Source organism: Lysinibacillus sp. EB106-09-02-XG168, from assembly GCF_058791475.1.
Map to the genome: position 1 here is coordinate 2322614 of NZ_JBYTDN010000003.1, position 20211 is coordinate 2342824.

Annotated in this window: 17 protein-coding genes and 3 pseudogenes; 16 read left to right on the top strand and 4 right to left on the bottom strand. The window is 34.9% G+C overall.

Annotated elements, in window-relative coordinates; all coding sequences use genetic code 11:
* Window positions 1-62: 62 nt before the first annotated feature.
* The 7 genes and pseudogenes from AC3WSO_RS12275 (at window position 63) to AC3WSO_RS12305 (ending at window position 5841) form a co-directional block, all read left to right on the top strand.
* Entirely contained in the window at window positions 63-1262 is a 1200-nt protein-coding gene (locus tag AC3WSO_RS12275) for an AI-2E family transporter (protein ID WP_492531108.1), read from the top strand.
* Between the two features lie 273 nt (window positions 1263-1535).
* Entirely contained in the window at window positions 1536-2063 is a 528-nt protein-coding gene (locus AC3WSO_RS12280; protein WP_492531110.1) for a TetR/AcrR family transcriptional regulator, read from the top strand.
* 73 nt (window positions 2064-2136) lie between these two features.
* Complete coding sequence (locus AC3WSO_RS12285; RefSeq protein WP_492531112.1) at window positions 2137-3348, top strand: MFS transporter; 1212 nt, start codon at window positions 2137-2139, stop codon at window positions 3346-3348.
* 354 nt (window positions 3349-3702) lie between these two features.
* Window positions 3703-3997: pseudogene (locus AC3WSO_RS12290) on the top strand (YunG family protein).
* A gap of 284 nt (window positions 3998-4281) precedes the next feature.
* Window positions 4282-4521, top strand: a complete 240-nt coding sequence (locus AC3WSO_RS12295) for a DUF2798 domain-containing protein (protein ID WP_492531114.1) — start codon at window positions 4282-4284, stop codon at window positions 4519-4521.
* Between the two features lie 624 nt (window positions 4522-5145).
* Window positions 5146-5346, top strand: a complete 201-nt coding sequence (locus AC3WSO_RS12300) for a hypothetical protein (protein WP_492531116.1) — start codon at window positions 5146-5148, stop codon at window positions 5344-5346.
* A gap of 27 nt (window positions 5347-5373) precedes the next feature.
* Complete coding sequence (locus AC3WSO_RS12305; RefSeq protein ID WP_492531117.1) at window positions 5374-5841, top strand: NUDIX hydrolase; 468 nt, start codon at window positions 5374-5376, stop codon at window positions 5839-5841.
* Window positions 5842-5872: 31 nt separating this feature from the next.
* Here the strand turns inward: AC3WSO_RS12305 and AC3WSO_RS12310 are convergent, their stop codons facing one another.
* On the bottom strand, window positions 5873-7048 hold the full coding sequence (locus AC3WSO_RS12310; RefSeq protein WP_492531119.1) for an aminotransferase class I/II-fold pyridoxal phosphate-dependent enzyme: 1176 nt from the start codon (window positions 7046-7048) through the stop codon (window positions 5873-5875).
* Window positions 7049-7269: 221 nt separating this feature from the next.
* On the opposite strand from AC3WSO_RS12310, the gene AC3WSO_RS12315 reads away from it, so the two are divergent.
* Window positions 7270-8085: a hypothetical protein gene (locus AC3WSO_RS12315; protein WP_492531121.1), complete on the top strand. Its 816-nt coding sequence runs from the start codon at window positions 7270-7272 to the stop codon at window positions 8083-8085.
* 46 nt (window positions 8086-8131) lie between these two features.
* On the opposite strand, the gene AC3WSO_RS12320 is transcribed toward AC3WSO_RS12315, so the two are convergent.
* Window positions 8132-8926: an enoyl-CoA hydratase/isomerase family protein gene (locus tag AC3WSO_RS12320; protein WP_492531123.1), complete on the bottom strand. Its 795-nt coding sequence runs from the start codon at window positions 8924-8926 to the stop codon at window positions 8132-8134.
* 367 nt (window positions 8927-9293) lie between these two features.
* Between AC3WSO_RS12320 and AC3WSO_RS12325 the strand changes: the two genes are divergently transcribed.
* The 4 genes and pseudogenes from AC3WSO_RS12325 to AC3WSO_RS12340 form a co-directional block, all read left to right on the top strand.
* Window positions 9294-10169: a tyrosine-type recombinase/integrase gene (locus tag AC3WSO_RS12325; protein ID WP_492531125.1), complete on the top strand. Its 876-nt coding sequence runs from the start codon at window positions 9294-9296 to the stop codon at window positions 10167-10169.
* Between the two features lie 855 nt (window positions 10170-11024).
* Complete coding sequence (locus AC3WSO_RS12330) at window positions 11025-12821, top strand: M3 family oligoendopeptidase (protein ID WP_492531127.1); 1797 nt, start codon at window positions 11025-11027, stop codon at window positions 12819-12821.
* 79 nt (window positions 12822-12900) lie between these two features.
* Window positions 12901-13221 (top strand): annotated as a pseudogene (locus AC3WSO_RS12335) (helix-turn-helix domain-containing protein); the annotation flags it as partial.
* Between the two features lie 99 nt (window positions 13222-13320).
* Window positions 13321-13446 (top strand): annotated as a pseudogene (locus tag AC3WSO_RS12340) (HTH domain-containing protein); the annotation flags it as partial.
* Window positions 13447-13645: 199 nt separating this feature from the next.
* Here AC3WSO_RS12340 and AC3WSO_RS12345 read toward each other — a convergent pair.
* Window positions 13646-14263, bottom strand: coding sequence for a sterol desaturase family protein (locus AC3WSO_RS12345; protein ID WP_492531128.1), 618 nt, complete (start codon window positions 14261-14263; stop codon window positions 13646-13648).
* A 21-nt stretch (window positions 14264-14284) separates the two neighbouring features.
* Window positions 14285-14968 carry a GntR family transcriptional regulator gene (locus tag AC3WSO_RS12350; RefSeq protein ID WP_492531130.1) on the bottom strand — a complete coding sequence of 228 codons (684 nt, stop codon included), beginning with the start codon at window positions 14966-14968 and terminating at the stop codon, window positions 14285-14287.
* A 981-nt stretch (window positions 14969-15949) separates the two neighbouring features.
* On the opposite strand from AC3WSO_RS12350, the gene metK reads away from it, so the two are divergent.
* Genes metK through speE form a run of 4 tightly spaced genes read left to right on the top strand, consistent with a single transcriptional unit; the run spans window position 15950 to window position 19906 of the window.
* Complete coding sequence (gene metK, locus AC3WSO_RS12355) at window positions 15950-17125, top strand: methionine adenosyltransferase (protein WP_492531132.1); 1176 nt, start codon at window positions 15950-15952, stop codon at window positions 17123-17125.
* Entirely contained in the window at window positions 17125-18621 is a 1497-nt protein-coding gene (locus AC3WSO_RS12360) for an aminotransferase class I/II-fold pyridoxal phosphate-dependent enzyme (RefSeq protein WP_492531134.1), read from the top strand. The genes metK and AC3WSO_RS12360 overlap by 1 nt, the downstream gene beginning before the upstream one ends.
* Window positions 18618-19052 (top strand): adenosylmethionine decarboxylase, encoded by a 435-nt coding sequence (gene speD / locus AC3WSO_RS12365; RefSeq protein WP_082172725.1) that lies wholly within the window; start codon window positions 18618-18620, stop codon window positions 19050-19052. The genes AC3WSO_RS12360 and speD overlap by 4 nt, the downstream gene beginning before the upstream one ends.
* Complete coding sequence (gene speE, locus AC3WSO_RS12370; protein ID WP_492531136.1) at window positions 19052-19906, top strand: polyamine aminopropyltransferase; 855 nt, start codon at window positions 19052-19054, stop codon at window positions 19904-19906. Before speD ends, speE begins: the two co-directional genes overlap by 1 nt.
* The last annotated feature ends 305 nt before the right edge of the window (window positions 19907-20211 follow it).

Sequence of the window (20211 nt, forward strand, 5' to 3'; positions counted from 1 at the left end):
TTTCGCAAAATCCAACATCATCTTGTAAAATAAGGATATAGGATTGGTATTGGGGTGATTAGATGGAAAAAGACAGATCAGATGAGCGTTCAAATTTCTTTTCAACGAAGTTTATTCGCTTTATCGGTGGTAAAAACTTATTTTTTACATTGATTGTTTTATTATTATTAGCGTGCGTTATTTTTATGTTTCAAAAAGTTTCCTTTATATTTACCCCGCTAAAAGTTTTATTTGAGGTAGTTATTCTACCAGGGGTATTAGCCATTATCGGGTATTATTTACTTCGTCCGATATTGGGGCTTTTCGAAAGATGGCGGATCCCAAGGGTTTGGGGTATCTTTCTTCTATATATCATTTTGATTGGCATCACTACGTTATTAGTAGTACTTGTCTATCCGTTTTTACGAGACCAGTTTACTAATTTAGCACAGGAATTCCCAGGATATTTTATGGCATTTACACAAAATATTGCTGAGTTTCTCAATAATGCACGTCTCAACGAGTACTTAGATAAAGTTAATTTAAATTATGATTCAATGGTAGAGAATTTTACTACAGATATGGTGGAAACGGTAAAAGATACGGCTGCGAATTTAGCGCAAGGTGTAGCATCTGGAATTACTGGATTCGTTTCAGCGTTAACTGGAATTGTTCTATCATTAGTGACGGTTCCATTTATTTTATTTTACTTACTTAAAGATGGTAAAAAACTTCCGAGTTTTATTATAAAAATTTGTCCGCCACGTATGCGTAAAGAAGTAACAGAAATCTTACATGACATGGACAAGCAAATTAGTTCCTATATTCAAGGACAAATTTTAGTGTCCATGTGTATAGGTGCAATGGTGACAATCGGCTTTTTAATTATCGGTATGAAATACGCCTTATTGCTTGGCTTCCTTGCTATGATCACGAGTGTGGTTCCATACTTAGGACCAGTCATCGCCATTACACCAGCGGTCATTATCGCTCTTGTAACATCGCCATTCATGCTAATTAAACTAGCCATTGTATGGACGGTTGTACAGCTCATTGAAGGGAAGTTTATTTCTCCACAAATTATGGGTAAATCACTAAGTATCCATCCAATTACAATTATATTTGTGTTATTAACGGCTGGTTCTCTATTTGGCGTACCAGGTGTCGTTTTAGGGATTCCAGGTTATGCCATTTTAAAAGTGCTAGTAACACATTTATTTAAACTATATAAACAGCGTTATAATCGTTATACGGATGAGATGAATCAAAAATATGATGTGTAAGAGGAGACAGTTACTGCGAAATTGCAGTAGCTGTTTTTTTTATGAGCTTAGATATATATGTGTGAGAACGAAAGAACAAAAGGAGTAAGGATACCAGTGCTAGAAACCCGCAATTTATTGACTATAGGGCAAGTGGAGAAGCCCGCAATATTGAGTTGTAAAAATAATACTGGACTATTCGTTCCGAAAAGATTATATTATTGTTATTGAAAGGAGGAATTTACCATCGGACGTTCAAAAGAGTTTGACAAGGAGCACGTACTACATGAGGCAATGTTAGTATTTTGGGAAAAAGGATACGATGCAACGAGTATACCGGATTTGTTAGAAGCTATGGAATTAAGCAGATCAAGTTTATACGAAACATTTACGGACAAACAGACACTTTATATTGAGGCTATACAGCAATACAAAAAATTCAATCAAAATAAACGCAATCTCTTGGTAAATGCACCGTCTGCGAAAGTTGGAATACGGCAGTATTTTGATCAGCATATTTCTTCTGCATTTGATGATGATTTGCCCAAAGGATGTTTGATTACTAAGGCAAGCATTGGTTTGGATTCACCGGATGAACAACTAAGTAAATTGATACGAGACAGCTTTGAGGAATTAGAACAGTCTTTCTATGAACTATTAAGCAAAGGGCAACAGACGGGAGAAATCGACGCTCAGAAAGATATTAAGGCTTTATCACATCTTTTGCTTAACCTTAATCATAGTATCAAAGTAGTATCCAAGGTGAAAAACAACAAAAAAATTATTGATGACATGATGAATACTGTAATTGAGATGCTATAGACAAATTTTTTTTAACATTACCGGAATGATCATTCCAGTAGATGTGACTTTATTAAAGTGAAGGAGAGTTTCGATGAGTTTAATCGCAAAACAAAAAATGGAGAAACCCGTTTCATCGTGGATTATACTAATTCTGGCCATAGCTTGTGGCGTGATTGTTGCTAATCTCTATTATGCGCAACCTTTAGTAGGACCCATCAGTTCTACACTTGAATTATCTTCCGGGGCAGCTGGTCTCATCGTCACGCTAACTCAAATTGGTTACGGACTCGGATTGTTATTTATCGTTCCGTTGGGAGATATCCTGGAAAATAGAAAACTTGTTGTTACTTTATTGTTCTTCACCGCAGTCGTGTTGGCGATTGCTGCAGTGGTTAAAAGTGCTACGCTATTTCTTACAACTTCACTGTTTATCGGGATAGGCTCAGTAGCAGCTCAAGTTCTAGTACCGTATGCAGCTCATCTTTCACCCGATGCCACACGCGGCCGCAATGTGGGTAATGTTATGAGTGGTTTGTTACTTGGTATCATGCTCGCTCGTCCCATATCAAGTATTGTGGCGGAGTTTTTTGGTTGGCGCGCTATATTCGTCATTTCCGCTGTAATAATTTTTGTTCTGGCTTTTGTATTAGTAAAGTTACTTCCTACAAGGCAACCAATGACAACAACACAATATCCAACACTGCTGAGATCTATGTTGCATTTACTTAAAACGACACCAGTCCTACAACGTAGAGCAATCTATCACTTTTGTGTGTTCGGAACTTTTAGTTTGTTCTGGACAACTGTCCCTATGTTATTGACTAGTCCGATTTTCAATTTTTCGCAAAAAGAAGTTGCATTGTTCGCATTGGTAGGGGTATCTGGTGCCGTTGCTGCACCTGTGGCAGGTCGTCTTGCTGATAAAGGTCGGGTTCGACCAGCTACAGGATTAGCTTTAGCTTTAGTTATCATATCTGTCATTCTACCCCTTATGATTCAAAGCGGCTCGACATTAGCAATAGTAATATTGGTAGTTTCGGCCATTCTTTTAGACATGGGGGTTTCTGCTAATCTAGTCCTTGGTCAACGCGCTATTTTCTCATTGGGCGCAGAGTTTCGAAGCCGGCTTAATGGTTTATACATGGCCATTTTTTTTTCTGGCGGTGCTATAGGTTCTGCGACAGGAGCATGGGCATACGCCATGGCTGGCTGGAAAGCAGCATTATTGATTGGCATAGCTTTACCTGCCATTGCGTTGATTTATTATGCGACGGAGAAAAAAGTAATTGAACAAGAGTGTTGATAGTTGAAAAGATGATGATACACAATAAAAATGGGTCGTAGATGAAAAAATCAGTTTATGGCCCATTTTACATTTTATTTAAGAAGATTAATTTTTTGCGGCAAGCAAAAATATCTTTATTCAAATAGATTATTTCATGTTTAACCTAATTAGGGGAAAATTGGCTTTGTAGTTGCGTATGAAGTTTATTTATACGTTCTCGTTTCTAGAAGAGATAGAACTGCCTATAAGCCAACAGATGAGTCAAAGAAATTTACCAAGTAAGGTCCGAAATAAATATTTAAAATAGGAGATGGGGGAATGCTATTTTTCGGAGGGGAAAGCATACAAAATATTTTATATTAATCTTGGTCAATAAAATCAAGTATTAAGTGGGGTATAAAGAATCCTGCAAAGAGGCAATGTGGTGTAACTGCACTAGTGATAAATGATTTGTTTGGAGGAGAAATATTAAAGACAGAACTTGAAGAAGGATGCATTTTTATAATGAAATCAATGGAAAACGATATGATTTTACAGAAAGCCAATTTCCTAGTTCTATTGAATACATGGATGTTCTTCTAATAGAGAAGAAGCTTTTGCAGATACAAATGACAAACAATATAATAATTTAAAGCAAAGAGTAAACGAAAAAATAACAAATGATTAGTAATTACATTCCTTCGAATATTTTTATTCAGAGGTTTTTTGCAAGGTTATTCATCGTTTCCCGTTTCCTGATTCTTTTTTAAAATCAATAAAATTATGACTTAAAATACATCCATTCCTTTTACTAACATCATGACTCACATATACAATAGGGGGATTTACAGAAAAGCAATTATAGTAGTAAATGATTCCAAGTAAATCAATCTGGACAACCTAGATATTAAACAGTAATATTAGATGTTGATAAAATTTGATAGCGTATAATAAATAGAAAAGGTGTTATTTTTGAAAATCAATAAAAAATTCGAACCATTTATTTTTAGTATCTTTATGATTTTGGGTATATCCTGTATTATCTCTTTCGTTATGACTTCAATGAATGTTGGATATACAGCTTTTTTCCTTAAATCATGGATGAAAGCATGGGGGATTGCATTTGTAGTTGCATTTGTAGCTTCTAACTTACTACCTTTTGTAGTTAAAAGAATAATGAGAATATTTATATTTGTTGAGAATAAAGCTTAAGAATAAAGTGAAATACTACGTCGGATATAGTATCAGGTATACTGTCCAACCCCCATTAGTCCCCCCAATCCTTGAGAAGAACAACATATCATGTAAATCGGTTCCACGTATCAATTTCTTTATGCTACTTTCATAGATCTGCACAAATTGTTGATCCATGAAAGTCTGCTTATTCTTACTCTCCCAACATATTAAAAACAAATTATCTATTGTTAGAATAAAAAATAAAGTGTATGAGAATAGCTTTATAGATTATGAACAAGAAAGAATTCTTTAAAAATGTATGATAAACATTGCTATATAAACTTTTACTAGAAAATCCCTCTGTTTTGAACAACGTTGGAAAGAAATGCTAAATCAGTGTTTATTCAAATTTAAATCTAGTATAAAATAGGGCATATAGGGTTATTTAGGGTATTTATGTAAAACAAACTGGGTGTGTTTTATGAAAAAGGTGTTATTAACAGTCGGAATAATAATTTTCCTTGTTGGAGCATTCGTATTTAACAACAAACTCTATCTCCCTACACTCCCAATAGAACATATAAGTAAAAAGACAATTATAGAAAAAATAAATGATTCCGAGCCACGAATGGTTAAATTGTCGAACGAAAACGACCAAGAATGGTAAGTGATAAAGGGAAATATATATCCGCAGCTGGTGAAATGATTAAAGAAATGCTTGATCAAAATGGTTGGACTTTCAAACAACAAGATTGTAATGGACTCTTCTTTGAAAGACATGGTGAAAGCTTGGTTGTGTCAACACAAATGTGGACCGGAAACTATGTGTTAGAGAAAATCCCCGCCAATTTTAAGGAGTAAAAGCGTTTTAAAATGAAGGAGGGCTTAATGGGATATATAAAGGATTTGCGTAAAGTAGTTGGGACTAGACCATTAATTATGTGTGGTGCCGCTGTTTTAATCATTAATAATCGTCAGCAGGTTTTATTACAGCTTCGAATTGATAATGGATGTTGGGGGTTAATTGGAGGATCAATGGAGTTAGGTGAAACAGTAGAGCAAGTTGCCCATCGAGAATTATTTGAGGAAACAGGACTAAAGGCAAAAAATCTGAAATTGATCAATACATACTCTGGACAAGATTTTTATTATCAATATCCGCACGGTGATGAAGTTTATAATGTTGTTACAGCATTTGAATGTAAAGAATATAGTGGCCACCTTGTTCATGATCAAATTGAGGCAACAATGCTGCAGTTTTTCTCTTTAGATGATTTACCCCAAAATATTAGTCCTCCTGATAAACCGATACTTGAGGATTACATAATAAACTATAAAACCCCTTCCAACGATTAAAGTTAGAAGGGGCTTCATGTTGTTTAGATGATTATTTTTGTGGTGCTAGTTGCACTTGTGCTAAGCGATCAACTGCTTCTTGCAACATTTCTTTCGGTTGTACTAACGCTAAACGTAAATAGCCTTGTCCAGACGAGCCAAATACTGTACCAGGAACTGTCACGATGCCAGCTTGTTCAATTAGTTTAAAGGCTAGCTCTGTGCAGTCAATATCGTACGGATATTTTGCCCAGACGAACATGCCACCTTCAGAAGGAGCGGCATCCCATCCTAATGAATGTAAGCCATTCATTAATGTTTTATGGCGCTCTGAGAATGTTGCACGTAGGTCTGCAGTAATTTCTTCTGCATTATCAAGTGCTACGACCGCAGCATCTTGAATTGGTTCGAAAATACCGAAATCTAAATTTGATTTTAATTGTTTTAAAATCGAAATCATCTCAGCGTTACCCGCGATATAAGCGATACGTGTACCAGCAAGGCTAAAGCTTTTCGATAATGAGTTAATTTCCATCCCAACTTCTTTTGCGCCAGGAGTGGCTAGGAAGCTAATTGGGCCATCACCAGTAAAGTAGAACTCAGAGTATGCCGCATCATGTAGTACGATAATGTTGTATTTTTTTGCAAAGGCAATGACTTTTTCAAAATAGGCGATTGAAGGCATTGCAGGTACAGGATTACCTGGTAAGTTTAAAATTAATAGTTTTGCTTTTTGCGCAATCTCTTCAGGAACAGCATCTAAGTCTGGTAAATAATCGTTATCAGCTGTTTGAGGCATATAGTAAGGAGTTGCCCCTGCTAGATGAATTCCTGCATCATAGGCCACGTAAGCTGGATTTGTGGATAGTACGATATCGCCTGGATCACAAAAAGCAATTGGTAAATGCACTAATCCCTCTTGAGAGCCGATCGTTTGAATGATTTCAGAAGCGGGATCTAAATCTACATTACTACGACGTTTATAGTAGCGACTAACGGCTTCATAAAAACGTTGCGTGCCTGTTAATGTATAGCCGTAGGATTCTGCTAAACCCGCTCTATACGATAAATGCTCGCGAATTTTAGCATGAGGAGGAAGGTCAGGACTACCTAAGCTTAAATCAATCATTTTCATGCCTTTTGCTTCCTGTTGCTTAGCATGATTTTTTAAATCTCCGAAAATTGCTGCTGTAAATAAAGACATTTTTTTAGATGGTACGATTTTCAAACTAGTACACTCCTTATAGTTGTATAACAGAATAGTAGTTCACATTTTATCATACTAAAGCATATAAAGGGAAAGTTATTCTGAAAAAAGAATATATTTCTATAATGGAGAAGATGAATGCATAGCCTAGCAGGAATAAATTAACTTATACTGGAAATGATAATTTTGACGGAAAAAATGTAACGTTTCTGCTATCATAAAATGGAAAGGAGCTGTCAGTCATGGATGTTTATTCTTTGAGTGGTCCAAGTGGAACAGGGAAAAGTACAAGCGCACTAGTTTTCGCCCATAAAATCGGGGTAGAGGCTCTAATTGATGATGGCCTTCTTATTGTAAATGGTGTGAAAGTAGCTGGAATTTCCGCGAAATTTGAGAAAAATACGATTACAGCCGTTCGTCGAGCCATTTTTACAGATGATACACATCGTAATGAAGTAAAAAAAGCACTTGATACATATAAAGTACAGTCGATTTTGCTAATTGGGACGTCCGATAAAATGACTAAAACGATCGCTCGTCAGCTTGAGCTTGGTCCAGTCGATACATATTACTATGTTGAGGATGTACGTTCTCAAAAAGAAATTGCAAAAGCTCGCTTTATTCGACAGACGCAGGGGAAGCATGTGATGCCAATCCCGTACCGACAAGTCGAGCAAAACTTTTTTAAACGACTCGTTCAAAAAGGGAAGGAGATTTTCTCTACAAAGCGTGAAAAAATAGGGGAGACGACGATTGTCCGTCCTGATTTTCAACAAGAGTATATTGAAATTGGTAAGCATGTTTATGTGCAGCTACTAACGTATTGCTGTGCAAAGCAAGATATCGTGCACAAAGTTGATCATGTCCAGTTCGCGTTAGGCGATCTAGTCCAAGCTACGATTACTTTACAGCTAAAGCTACCTATTAATTATTCCATACCAGATCGATTGTATGCACTGCAAAAAAAGATACAGGCGGAATTTCACCAGCATTTTGGGTATGAATTAGATGCAATTCATCTTCAAATTAAGTCGGTAGTACAAAAGCGAAAATCGTAAAAAACAGGTACTCCATTCCCAAGAGGGCGAGCGGAGTACCTGTTTTCTATTTCGATTGACGTGTAAATTGTGGCTGACGTTTTTCAACAAAGGCACGGCAACCTTCTGCAAAATCCTTTCCGACAAACGGTGTTAAACCTTGCCATAATGAAGGTACACTGTCCACACATTCTTGAACAGATTGCTTTACAGCTAGTAAAGATTCAGGGGACATGCCTGCAACAAGCTTACCCATACGAATCATGTATTTATTTAAGTCTTTTTCAGTTACTAAATAGTTAAGCATGCCAAGCTTAAAGGCTTCTTCAGCTTTAAACATGCGCCCCGTAAATACTAAATCCTTTGTTGTAGAAGGGCCTACTAATTGAACTAAACGTTGTGCAAATTTGTTATTTAACGTGATCCCTAATTTACCGACAGGAATACCGAGCTTTGCTTTTTCAGACCCGATGCGGATATCACAGGCTAATGCAAGCTCTAAACCAGCACCCATTGCGGGACCATTAATGACGCCAATCGTTGGAATTGGTAAACGCTCAATTGTGGAAATCGTTTTCTCCATATGTACAAACGCTTCTTCGGCTTTTTCAAGAGAAATGGCGTTGAATTCTTTAATATCTGAGCCAGCAGTAAAGTTTTCACCAGAGCCGCGTAAAATCAATACTTTATTTTTCGGATTATCTAATACTTGTAAGGCAATTTTAGCTAATTGATCCCACATATTTGCTGTAAGCGCGTTTTTAGCCTGTGGGCGATGGATCGTAATAATAGCTAGCCCAGCTGTTTCTTGATAAATAATTTTTGCGTCTTCTGCTTCAAGTCGAGTTGTTTTTACTTGCATACTTGAAAAGCCCCCTACATTTATAGTTGTTACTCTTATTATATAACACAAACGGACATAAACACTAAATTATACGAATTTTCATGTAAATCAGCCTAGTTATACAAGAATAGAGGCATAGTAAAGAATTTGTATTACAACAAAGTTCGGAAAATTACTATTGTAAGAAAACAAAAGATGTGGGAAACTGCTATAGGATCATTTGTTTCTTCATTTTGAAAGGAGCATTTGAATAATAGAAGCGGGAAAGTGTATGTATACAACAGATTATCCGACATTATGATTTATATAAATGAATTATAAACTGACGCCCCGAAAATATAGTAAACTTAAATAAAACACGCACAGTTATTAAGGAGGTCGTATGATGGTCACTCTAGTGGAAGCATGGAACAGCTATTTTTTACTTTTGAACTCATTGAAGAAAAGTGCTGCTACGAAAAAACAATACAATATAGATGGACAACAATTTTTAGCGTTTGCTCATGAGAACAACTACTTCAATGTAGATCATCATTTAAAAGAATTGTTATTTATATATAGTAATTATTTAAAAGAGACCTACACAAATGTCAACACGTTTAATCATAAAATTGCTACTTTGCGGGGCTTTATTGACTTTGTCTTTTTAAGGGAATGGGTGGATCCATTTGACTATGAAGTTATTTTACAGCCTAAAAAGAGACAAAAAGAAGCTTTGACATTGTTGACAAAGAAGCAATTAATCCAAATTGCGAATGTCTGGCCAACTTATTTTCAATACGCTAAAACAATGGAGCATGCTTGGCTAGCAAGACGAAACGGCTGCATTGTCCAACTACTTATGGAGACAGGATGTAAACCAGCAGAACTTGTCCGTATGAAATGGTCACATATTCAGTTTGATTCATCGATTATTTACATTGCTAATCAAAATAGGCGTAGAGAAATAAAGCTGACTTCAATTTTAATGAACATGCTGGCACACTATAATGAAGCAACCGAAGAATTGCATGAAGAAAAGTTAGGAGAATGGGTATGGGTAAGTGAGGCTAGTCAATCTAAATCCATCTCTACAAAAACAATTGAGCGAATTTTCCAAACGATATCAAAGGATATTGGCACAAATGTGAGAGCCACGGATTTGCGCTATACCGTCATGCAAAAGGCGTTTCAAAGTGAAAAAACAATCGAAAATATTCAGGAAAAAATGGGCTATGTACGAAAATGGGTACTGACTGAAAGACAGGAGCGTTTTGAATAAAGAAAGATCGTTTTTCGTCTGTATTGGATTGTGATTAAGCGTGTATAAATAACAATAGAAAATTTGTGCACGCTTTTATAAATTAATTAATAGTTTTTTAGTATATTTTTTAACAGTTCTACAATGGAGGTTATCATGAATTACTTTAAAAGTAAGGCTTTTGAGGAACATAGAAAAGATACATATAACATATTAGAACAAATTCCTTCTGCTAAAAGTCCGGCTGGATGAACTTTTAAGGGTAATTTTAGTATTGACCGTTTTGAATATTTCGTTTTTGATGAATCATCCGATTTATTACTTGTCGTATCAAGTATTGGTAGGGGAATTATAGATTTAGCAAGAGCAAAAAAATATCCAGAGATTATACAGATGACTTTGATTTAGATGAAACATTGTTAATTTGTGAAGGCTTCGACGTTTTAAAAGATAAACGATTAAATTGGCAGGCAAATATGGTGAGAGCTTACTACCAGTCAGTAATAAATTCGGGGATTGTTTACAAAGAGTACTCCTCTGTACCCTTGTGAAGATATAATTTATCAACCTGCGTTGGAGGGCTGTTTGGTCGAAGGGCACAATAAAAATTGTATCCGCATTTATAGAGGTTTTTTGTATTGCTATGGGTTTTCATTTAGTGGCAATTATTTTGTAATTGCAGATGACGGCGGTATTTTATTATGGGAGAGAAATAATGCCGAGGCATAATCAATAAAATGCAGTTTCATCCATTCCTTAAATAGATAATGAATAAATGTATGCGTAAAATAATGAAATAACTCTCTATGATATGATAGGATTAAGAATGTACGTTCGATTATTATGGGGTTATTATAATTTAAGGGGGAGAAACAATTGAAAGAAACAAAATATCTACAAGTTTGGAACTTAGATGATTTATTCCCAGGTGGAAGTGAATCATCCCTATTAAGTGAACATATAAAAGTTTTAGATGTTAAGGTCAATAAATTTGAAGACAAACTAAATTTTTTTAATACCCCGCGAAACATAAACGATTCAGAAGAAGTTGCAGATCTACTTGATTATATAGGAGACATCCAAATATATATATCACAAGCTAATTCTTTTATAACCTGTCTTCTTGCTCAAAATACTAAGGATCAACATGCAATAACATTAAAAGGAAAAATAACAACAATACAGACTCGTTTTGAATCTGCATTGAAAAAAGTGAAAAATACTTTAATAAAAACGAATCAATATTTGTGGGTGGATTTACTTAATACTGATGTTTTAGCAAATTACAACTTCATACTAAATGAATGGCGTAAAGATACTAAAATGAAACTTTCAGATGAAGAACAAGATTTAATGTCAGACTTTATGGTAGATGGATTTCATGCTTGGGGGCAATTTTATAATTCGTTTATAAGCAATATTAGAGTTAATGTTCAAATAAATGGTCAACAAAACGAATTATCAGTGGGGCAAGCTATAAATTTACGTTCACATCCTGACGAAGAAGTTCGTAAAGAATCTCATACAGCTTTAGAAAATAAGTGGAAAGAAAACGAAGAATTATTTGCGAAAATATTAAATCATATTGCAGGGTTTCGATTACAAGTTTACAAAAATTGTGGCTTAGATAATGTAATAGAAGAACCCTTAATGAAAAATCGTATGAAAGAGGAAACGCTAAATGCAATGTGGTCTGCGGTTAATAAATTCAAAACCCCCTTCACTAACTACTTAAATCAAAAAGCAAAAATGAATGGTCATAAAAAAATGAAATCATTTAACTTTTGGGCACCTGTTACAAAGAGTGATCAAAAAATAGAATACGAAGATGCTGTTGATTTCATATTGGAGCATTTTAGTCAGTTTGGAACAGAACTAGAGAATTTCGCAAAACAGGCTTTCCATAAAGGTTGGATAGAATCAGAAAATCGCTCTAATAAGTCAGCTGTTGCTTTTTGTACTGGGTTTCCACTTTCGAATGAATCAAGAGTTTTTATGACCTATGACGGTACGTTTACAAATCTATTAACACTAGTACATGAGTTAGGTCATGCTTTTCATAATCATGCAATGAAACCTATTAATGGTTTAAATAAACAGTATCCAATGAGTATTGCCGAAACTGCTTCCACATTTTCTGAAATGATTGTTTTAGATGCTGCAATGAAAAAAGCGGGATCTACTAATGAAAAATTGTTTTTACTTGATGAGAAATTAAAGCGTAGCGTCATGAATTTTATGAATATTCATTCTAGATTTTTATTTGAAAAGAAATTTTATGAGGAGCGAAAAAAGGGAATTGTTTCATCATCACGCTTAAATGAAATAATGCAAGAAGCAATAGATGTAGGGTATGCTGGTTCGCTTGATAAGGCTTCAATCTATTCCTGGATCTGGACCCCACATTATTATATTACACAATCTCCTTTTTACAATTTCCCGTATACATTTGGATATTTATTTGCATTAAGTATATTTGCAAACGCAAAAGAAAAAGGGAAAGAATTTGAAAAAGACTATTTAAAATTGCTTCGGGATTCAGGAAGTATGTCAACAGAAGATTTAGTAATGAAACACTTAGGAGAAGATATCACATTAGAAGCTTTTTGGGAAAAAGGGATAAAATTATGTGTTCAAGACGTTAATGAGTTCATAAAATTAACTTCTTCATAAAGTAAAGTGTTTCAAGAAGTATAAAATACTGGAGGGAATATAACACAAAGTGGGATTGTTTTAGTAGTTAGTATATCAGAATAACATACGGAGTAAAAAGGCAAATTTAATATCCTTAAAAGTTACATGGCTAGATTTATCAGAAGAAAATCCCTACAGCCTATTCTTAATTACGGTTATGGCGGGTGTAAACCAATTAGAACGTGATCTTATCCGTATGCGACAGCGTGAAGGGATTAAACTGGCTAAGAAAGAAGGAAAGTTTAAAGGTCGGTTAAAGAAGTAGAATTATGCAGTAAAGCTTTATAAAGAGGGAGATATGACTGTAAATCAAATTTGTGAAATTACAAATGTGTCTAGGGCCTCATTATATAGAAAGCTATCGGAAAGGAACAGTTGATGAGTTATACTAAAAAACGGAAATATATAATAGAAAATAAATTCCTTATAGAGGTGGAATTATATGCCTAAAATTGCTAATATGTTAGCAATTTTATGAATGCTTCGTTCAGGTGAAAATATTACTGCAAAACAAATTTCAGAAAAGTTAGAGATGAATATAAGGACTGTGTATCGTTATATTGATACCATTTCAACAAGTGGCGTACCTATAATTTTAGAACCAGATGAGCTGAAAAAATCAACTTAGCAGATTTATATTAGTTTAAATGAAACCATGCTCTAGACAATGTCAAAGCATGGTTTTTGAATATAACTTAAAAATGCTTATGGAGTAATGGAAATTCCTTAACGTTGTAAATACAGTAAATACGCATTTTTCCTGACGGTACCCCTATAAGGCATATTTTTTATAATTATATTTTCTAGTCGTCACGTTTCTCTAGATTTTTAACTGTTTTACTTTGGTCAACATCCTTTTGGTTTTTAAAGGTACCCATGAGAAAATCATAGGCTGGGTTCGTAACGCCATACCAGTAATTTTCATTTTTGAAATGATGCCATAAATGAACCTTTTTCATCCAACGACCCCATGGAGATATTGGCTGAAGGGGACGATGGGCGATATAATGCTTCCACTCATAAAATAATAAAAAGAGCATGATACCTGCAATAAATGCGTTTGTCATTACTAAGCTAGATGAAAGAAAATAAAAAATGGCTGCTGCAATTGCAATGTTTGGCACACTATACCATAAGGGTAAAAATAATAAATGCAATTCATTCGGATTTGTATGGTGGTCATAATGTAAGCGTTTAAGCATTTGTAACAAAAATGCATTCTTTGGTGGTTTAAGATGAAAAAGAAACCTATGTGTAACATACTCAGCTAAGGAATACATAATCATTCCCAGAAAAAAAGTACCTAAAATTCCGATAAAGGTTAAATGTAGAATCATAAATACAAAACTAATAAGGAATAGACAGGTCATGATTAATATATCAGGGTAGAAAAAATATTCTTTAATATATTTCAACTTCATTTATCACGCCTCCAGTACTCTTTATTTTTTTCTATCTTTCCAGAGTGCTAAGCTTTTCGCCATTGTTGTCGTAGATAACCTTTCAGTTTCCATTGCATCTCCATTTAATGCAGCATTTAATAAGCTGTGGTAAAAGTCGAAGGACAACAGACGATGTTCTTTTATAGAAAAATATCTTTTTGCCATATCCAGATAAATAGAATCGAAGCTATTTAATATGAGTAAGAAGATTGGATTGACTGCAAGGCCAGCACATCTTTTTTGCAAATCCCAATCAAATACAGCATAGCCTTCTGCAGTATCTTCGAGTTGCTCTAGATTGGCAAGGAGAGCAACCACTTTAGGTTGATTAAACGTGACAGCATCACGAATATAAGTCGGAGCCAAAGTACTTCTTAATTCTAATAAGTACATGATAAATTCATCTGTTAAGGTATGATGATTCTCAATAATATTAACAAGTGTCGTTAAATTCCCATTGCGCCAATAATCATTAACAACTGCAGGCATTCCTTTTCTCCCTGTTATCCATCCACCCCTTCCTAAACGTTGAAGTACCTCCCGAATAGTCGGACGACCAACACCAAATTCTTTTGCAAGCGTTCTTTCAGGCGGTAAAGTACTTCCTACAGAATAAACACCAGCCACTATTGATCTAATTAATTCATTCTCAATTTTATCTGAGGAGCGTTCCTTTTCTTTCAAATCCTCGTCCCCTTTACTATGTGGTAATACAAATTAAATACAGTGGTAATACCAAAAATTATATACTAATTCTCAATTTTCTGTCAATTTAATGTGCGAATTTTATAAATAGTAATATCAAACAAGCCGTAAAATGCTTAGTAGAATGCATTATAAATTTAAATTATTTGAATTAAACAATTGGTAGAAAGAGGGGAAAAGGCATTAAATAAGCCTTCGCAAAGCAAATGAATTTCGTATTTCATAGCTTTGATGTCCATAGTGATTTTAAAGATAAGGAAAGATATGGGGGAAGTTTCCATAAGGGAAATTAACCTAGCAGTTTAATAAATATGATAAAAATTAGTTAATCAACATACCAAGTTTGAACCATAGAATCGTCATGGTCTTCTTAGAATTGATCAAAAATAATAGTCTGAATTATAGAAATTTAAGCGATTTCTATGAAATTAAAGACGCTAAAAATACCTATATTTTCTTTGGTAATTTAAAAAATTATTTGCTAGCAATATGTTAATTTGACACATCTATTTACAAATTTAATAGGAGTTCTTTCTATTGTTAATATAAAAAACCTTTGTATGCATTTTTATTCAAGATTTATAATAAATATTAATCATTTGCATAATGTTACTCTTAGTATTTTTTGGTTCAAAAGGGTAAATGAATTAACTTTCATAGCGATTCATTATAAAAAAATATTAAAAAATAAATTGACACTCAAAAGTTTATGACTTAATATGAGTCTCAGCATAATAATATAGCTCTTATTAATAACCGTTGAGACGAGGGGTCGAAGATACGGTGGCCAAACAATTTAGTTCATAATGAACTGAATCCAGTGGGCCGAACCTGAGCACAAAATTAAATTTTGTGAACAATAAGAGGAACAGCAGCTGATAGTATTCGAAGCTTTCCTTAAAATTGGGTGAGCTTTTTTTTATGCCCTAAAAATCTATAATTTGTTAGGGGTAGTTAAAATTGTCAGAAAAAGTATTATTCACATCGGAGTCTGTATCGGAAGGACATCCAGATAAAATCGCAGACCAAATCTCAGATGCAGTATTAGACGCAGCATTATCGCAAGATCCACTATCACGTGTGGCGTGTGAAGTATTCACAACTACAAACACAGTAATTGTTGGTGGAGAGATCACTACAAAAGCAGAACTAGATATCGAAAAAATTGCCCGTAATACCCTAATCGGCATTGGTTACACAGATGATAAGTTCGGTATTGATGGTCATAACTGTAATGTACAAGTTTTAGTACACACGCAATCTCCTGATATCGCAATGGGTGTTGATTCTTCAAGCGATACAAAAGAAGTTGGTGCAGGTGACCAAGGTATTATGTTCGGTTTTGCGACTAATGAAACTGAAAACTATATGCCTTTAGCAATTGAAATGGCACATATGCTTGTAAAGCGTGCAACTGAGTTACGTAAAAATGGTCAATTCAAATGGGCTCGACCAGATATGAAATCACAAGTAACAATTGATTATACGGATAGTATGCAACCTAAAATTGATACTGTTTTAATGTCAATTCAACATGATGATGATTTTGACCGAGTAGAATTCATTGATTACGTTACAGAAAATGTAATTCAAGCTGTTGCGAAGCAATTTGGTATGAATGAAGACTTCCGCATTTTAATTAATCCTACTGGTCGTTTCGTAGTAGGCGGACCACACGGAGATGCAGGTTTAACAGGACGTAAGATTATTGTTGATACTTATGGCGGCGCAGCTCGTCATGGTGGTGGCGCATTCTCTGGTAAAGACTGTACAAAAGTTGACCGTTCAGCGGCTTACGCAGCGCGATACGTTGCAAAAAATATTGTTGCAGCAGGCTTGGCAGATAAATGTGAAATCCAATTATCATATGCAATTGGTGTAAGTGAACCAATTAGTATCGCTTTAGAAACATTTGGTACAGAAAAAGTAGCGAAAGAAGAAATTTTAAAAGCGATTCGTCAATTATTCGACTTAACGCCAAATGGCATTATCAACATGCTAAATCTACGTAAACCACAATATCAACAAGTTGCAGCTTATGGTCACTTTGGACGTAGTGATGTAAACGTAACTTGGGAAAAAACAGACAAAGTTTCGGAATTAGAGCAACTCTTAACAGTTGCTTTGGGACAATAATGCAATGCGTGCAAAATCGAGTGGCTACTGAGGAAGTTTTAGCCACTCAAGACCGCATGCCATTATTTGAAGCTTTAGTCAATTATACTAAACAAGATGTTACGCCTTTTGATGTACCTGGACATAAAATGGGGCTACATGAAAACCCATTAAAATGGACGCTTGGCGAAATGACATTAAGAATGGACGTAAACTCGATGAAGGAGCTTGATTTATTAAGTCACCCGGAATCGGTTATTAAAGAAGCTCAACAATTAGCTGCACAAGCATTTAATGTAGACTACGCTTACTTTTTGGTAAATGGAACTACTGTAGGAATTTTGGCGATGATTTTAGCGACATGTAAACAGGGCGATACATTGATTGTACCTCGTAACTGCCATAAATCAGTTATGAACGGCATTATATTAAGCGGAGCAAAACCAGTATTTATTCAACCTGAAGTTGATCAACATTTTGGTATTGCACACGGAATTTCAGTTGAAAATGTAAAAACGGCACTTGCAGAAAATCCACAAGCGAAAGCTTTACTTGTAACGTATCCAACCTATTTTGGGTCGATGAATCAACTGCAAGAAATTTGTAAGCTCGCACATGAACAAAATGTAACAGTTATTGTTGATAGTGCACACGGAGCGCATTTAACATTTTTACCTGATGCTAACGATGCGATTAGTGCTGGTGCAGATGCAGTAACAGTCAGTATGCATAAAACTGGCGGTTCATTAACACAAAGTTCGCTTCTACTACTACAAGAAAAACGAATCGATTCGAAGCATTTGCAAAAAGTATTAAATATGCTTCAAACGACGAGTGCAAATTATTTATTAATGAGTTCTTTAGATGTAGCACGAAGAGAATTAGTGTTGTATGGACAACAACGTTATAGCCATTTACAGTCAATTGTTGATGCAGCAATTGAAGAAATTGAAAATAATTCACGTTATGAAGTGCTAAAAGCTGAGTATGTACAACAAAATTTCAATCAAGCCTATGATTGGACGAAACTTGTTATTCGTGTGAACGATCTCGGTTTAACTGGTTTCGAAGTTTACACAATATTGAAACAACAGTATGGCATTCAATTAGAACTTGCTGAAGGATATGTCATAATGGCAGTCATTAGTCATGTTGATACAAATGAAACAATCTGTAAATTAGTACATGCGTTAAAAGATATTGAACTTAATCACGCAAAAAAAGATGTGATTCAATCAGCTTATGTGACAGCGAATCAAATTAATAAATTAGCAATGACACCACAACAGGCGTGTAATGCTGAAACAGAAACTATTTTAATTTATGATGCGGTAGGTCGAATTAGTGCAGATTCATTAATGATTTATCCACCGGGAATACCACTAATTATCCCTGGTGAAGTTATTTCAGAGGAAGTAGTAGAATTATATAACTTCTATTTTCTTAATTTTGGGAATGTTCTATTCGAAACGAAAGAAGAAAATTATATTACAGTCGTAAGGGAGATAAATAAATGAGCATTGAATTATCAACATTAGGAAGACACGTATTAATTGAATTTTATGGTTGCCCAAGTGAAATTATTGAGCAAAATGCATTAATCGAGCAGTTTATGAATGAAGCTGCTGACTATTCTGGGGCAACAATTGTAGAATCTTGCTTCCATCATTTCAACCCATATGGTGTATCGGGTGCAGTAATTATTGCTGAATCACATTTAACGATTCATACATGGCCAGAATACGGATTTGCTTCTGTAGATGTTTACACTTGTGGTGACTCTGTAAGTCCTTGGAAGGCAGCAGAATATTTAGAACAAAAACTGCAAGCGAAAAAGACAGAATCATTTGAAGTACCACGTGGAATGGCAGATAAAATTCGCCAATTTGCAGAACAAGAAATTGATACAATTCTAGTGAAACAAGAAGTATTAGAGGACGTGATTTAATGAAATGGTATACAGAACAATGGAGCGATAACTGTAAATTTTCAATCGGATACAACGAAGAGATTCATAGTGAACAATCTCCGTTCCAAAAAATCGATTTTTATAAGAGTGAAGAGTTTGGTACTTTCTTCACGTTAGACGGCTTGATGATGGTTAATGAAAAAGATGAGTTCGTTTATCACGATATGATTACGCACCCAGCATTCGCTACTAACCCAGATATAAAAAAGGTATTAATTATCGGTGGTGGTGATGGAGGTACTGCTCGCGAAGTACTACGTTACGAATCAGTAGAAAAGGTAGTAATGGTAGAAATCGATGAGTTAGTATTCCGTTTGAGCCAAAAATATCTTCCAATTACAGCTGCTGGTGTTGAAGAAGATCCACGTATGGAAATGATTTTTGATGATGGCTTAGCTTATGTTCAAAATGCTGCTGATCAATCATTCGATTTAATATTAGTAGATTCTACTGACCCAATTTCAGTCGGTGAAGGTTTATTTACAACAGCTTTCTATAAAGAATGTTACCGTGTATTAAATGAAAAAGGAATTTTAATTAACCAACACGAATCTCCATACTTTGCCGAGTATGCAGAAAACATGCGCAAAGCACATAAAAAGATTAAAGGGATTTTCCCAATCGCGAGCGTATATCAATTCCATATGCCAACATACCCATCGGGACACTGGCTATTCGGATTTGCTTCAAAAGCATTACATCCAACTAAAGATATTCAAGTAGGTGCTTGGGACAAATTTGGTCTGAAAACGAAATATTACAATACAGATTTACACGTAGGTGCATTCGCACTTCCTACATTTGTGAAAGAGTCACTTGATCGTGATGAATAAGAGGCTGGGACATAACTAAATAATTCCTTTATAAAGCCGAATAATCTCTAGATTAACAACACAAGATAAATAGAAAAAACCGAACGATTCCGAAACACTTCATGAGCGTTTTATTGGATAGTTCGGTTTTTTGTTGACACACTTTTGCCTCAGCTCATGAAAGTAACTATTCTAATTCAGAAATCGTATTATTCGTTTTTCCTTTACAACTAGTTTTCGTCCAGGAAATTGCTTTGCAATGCACGTACTTCGTCTGGATTAGTGTAGTATAACAGTGGTTTTCAAGAGAAGTATTTATGTAAAGA

Coding starts and splice junctions, on each gene's coding strand:
- AC3WSO_RS12315 (WP_492531121.1), top strand. CDS start 7,270: ATGGATGTTTATTCTTTGAGTGGTCCAAGTGGAACAGGGAAAAGTACA.
- AC3WSO_RS12320 (WP_492531123.1), bottom strand. CDS start 8,926: ATGCAAGTAAAAACAACTCGACTTGAAGCAGAAGACGCAAAAATTATT.
- AC3WSO_RS12345 (WP_492531128.1), bottom strand. CDS start 14,263: ATGAAGTTGAAATATATTAAAGAATATTTTTTCTACCCTGATATATTA.
- AC3WSO_RS12285 (WP_492531112.1), top strand. CDS start 2,137: ATGAGTTTAATCGCAAAACAAAAAATGGAGAAACCCGTTTCATCGTGG.
- AC3WSO_RS12325 (WP_492531125.1), top strand. CDS start 9,294: ATGGTCACTCTAGTGGAAGCATGGAACAGCTATTTTTTACTTTTGAAC.
- AC3WSO_RS12280 (WP_492531110.1), top strand. CDS start 1,536: ATGTTAGTATTTTGGGAAAAAGGATACGATGCAACGAGTATACCGGAT.
- AC3WSO_RS12305 (WP_492531117.1), top strand. CDS start 5,374: ATGGGATATATAAAGGATTTGCGTAAAGTAGTTGGGACTAGACCATTA.
- speE (WP_492531136.1), top strand. CDS start 19,052: ATGAAATGGTATACAGAACAATGGAGCGATAACTGTAAATTTTCAATC.
- AC3WSO_RS12360 (WP_492531134.1), top strand. CDS start 17,125: ATGCAATGCGTGCAAAATCGAGTGGCTACTGAGGAAGTTTTAGCCACT.
- AC3WSO_RS12275 (WP_492531108.1), top strand. CDS start 63: ATGGAAAAAGACAGATCAGATGAGCGTTCAAATTTCTTTTCAACGAAG.
- speD (WP_082172725.1), top strand. CDS start 18,618: ATGAGCATTGAATTATCAACATTAGGAAGACACGTATTAATTGAATTT.
- AC3WSO_RS12300 (WP_492531116.1), top strand. CDS start 5,146: ATGGTAAGTGATAAAGGGAAATATATATCCGCAGCTGGTGAAATGATT.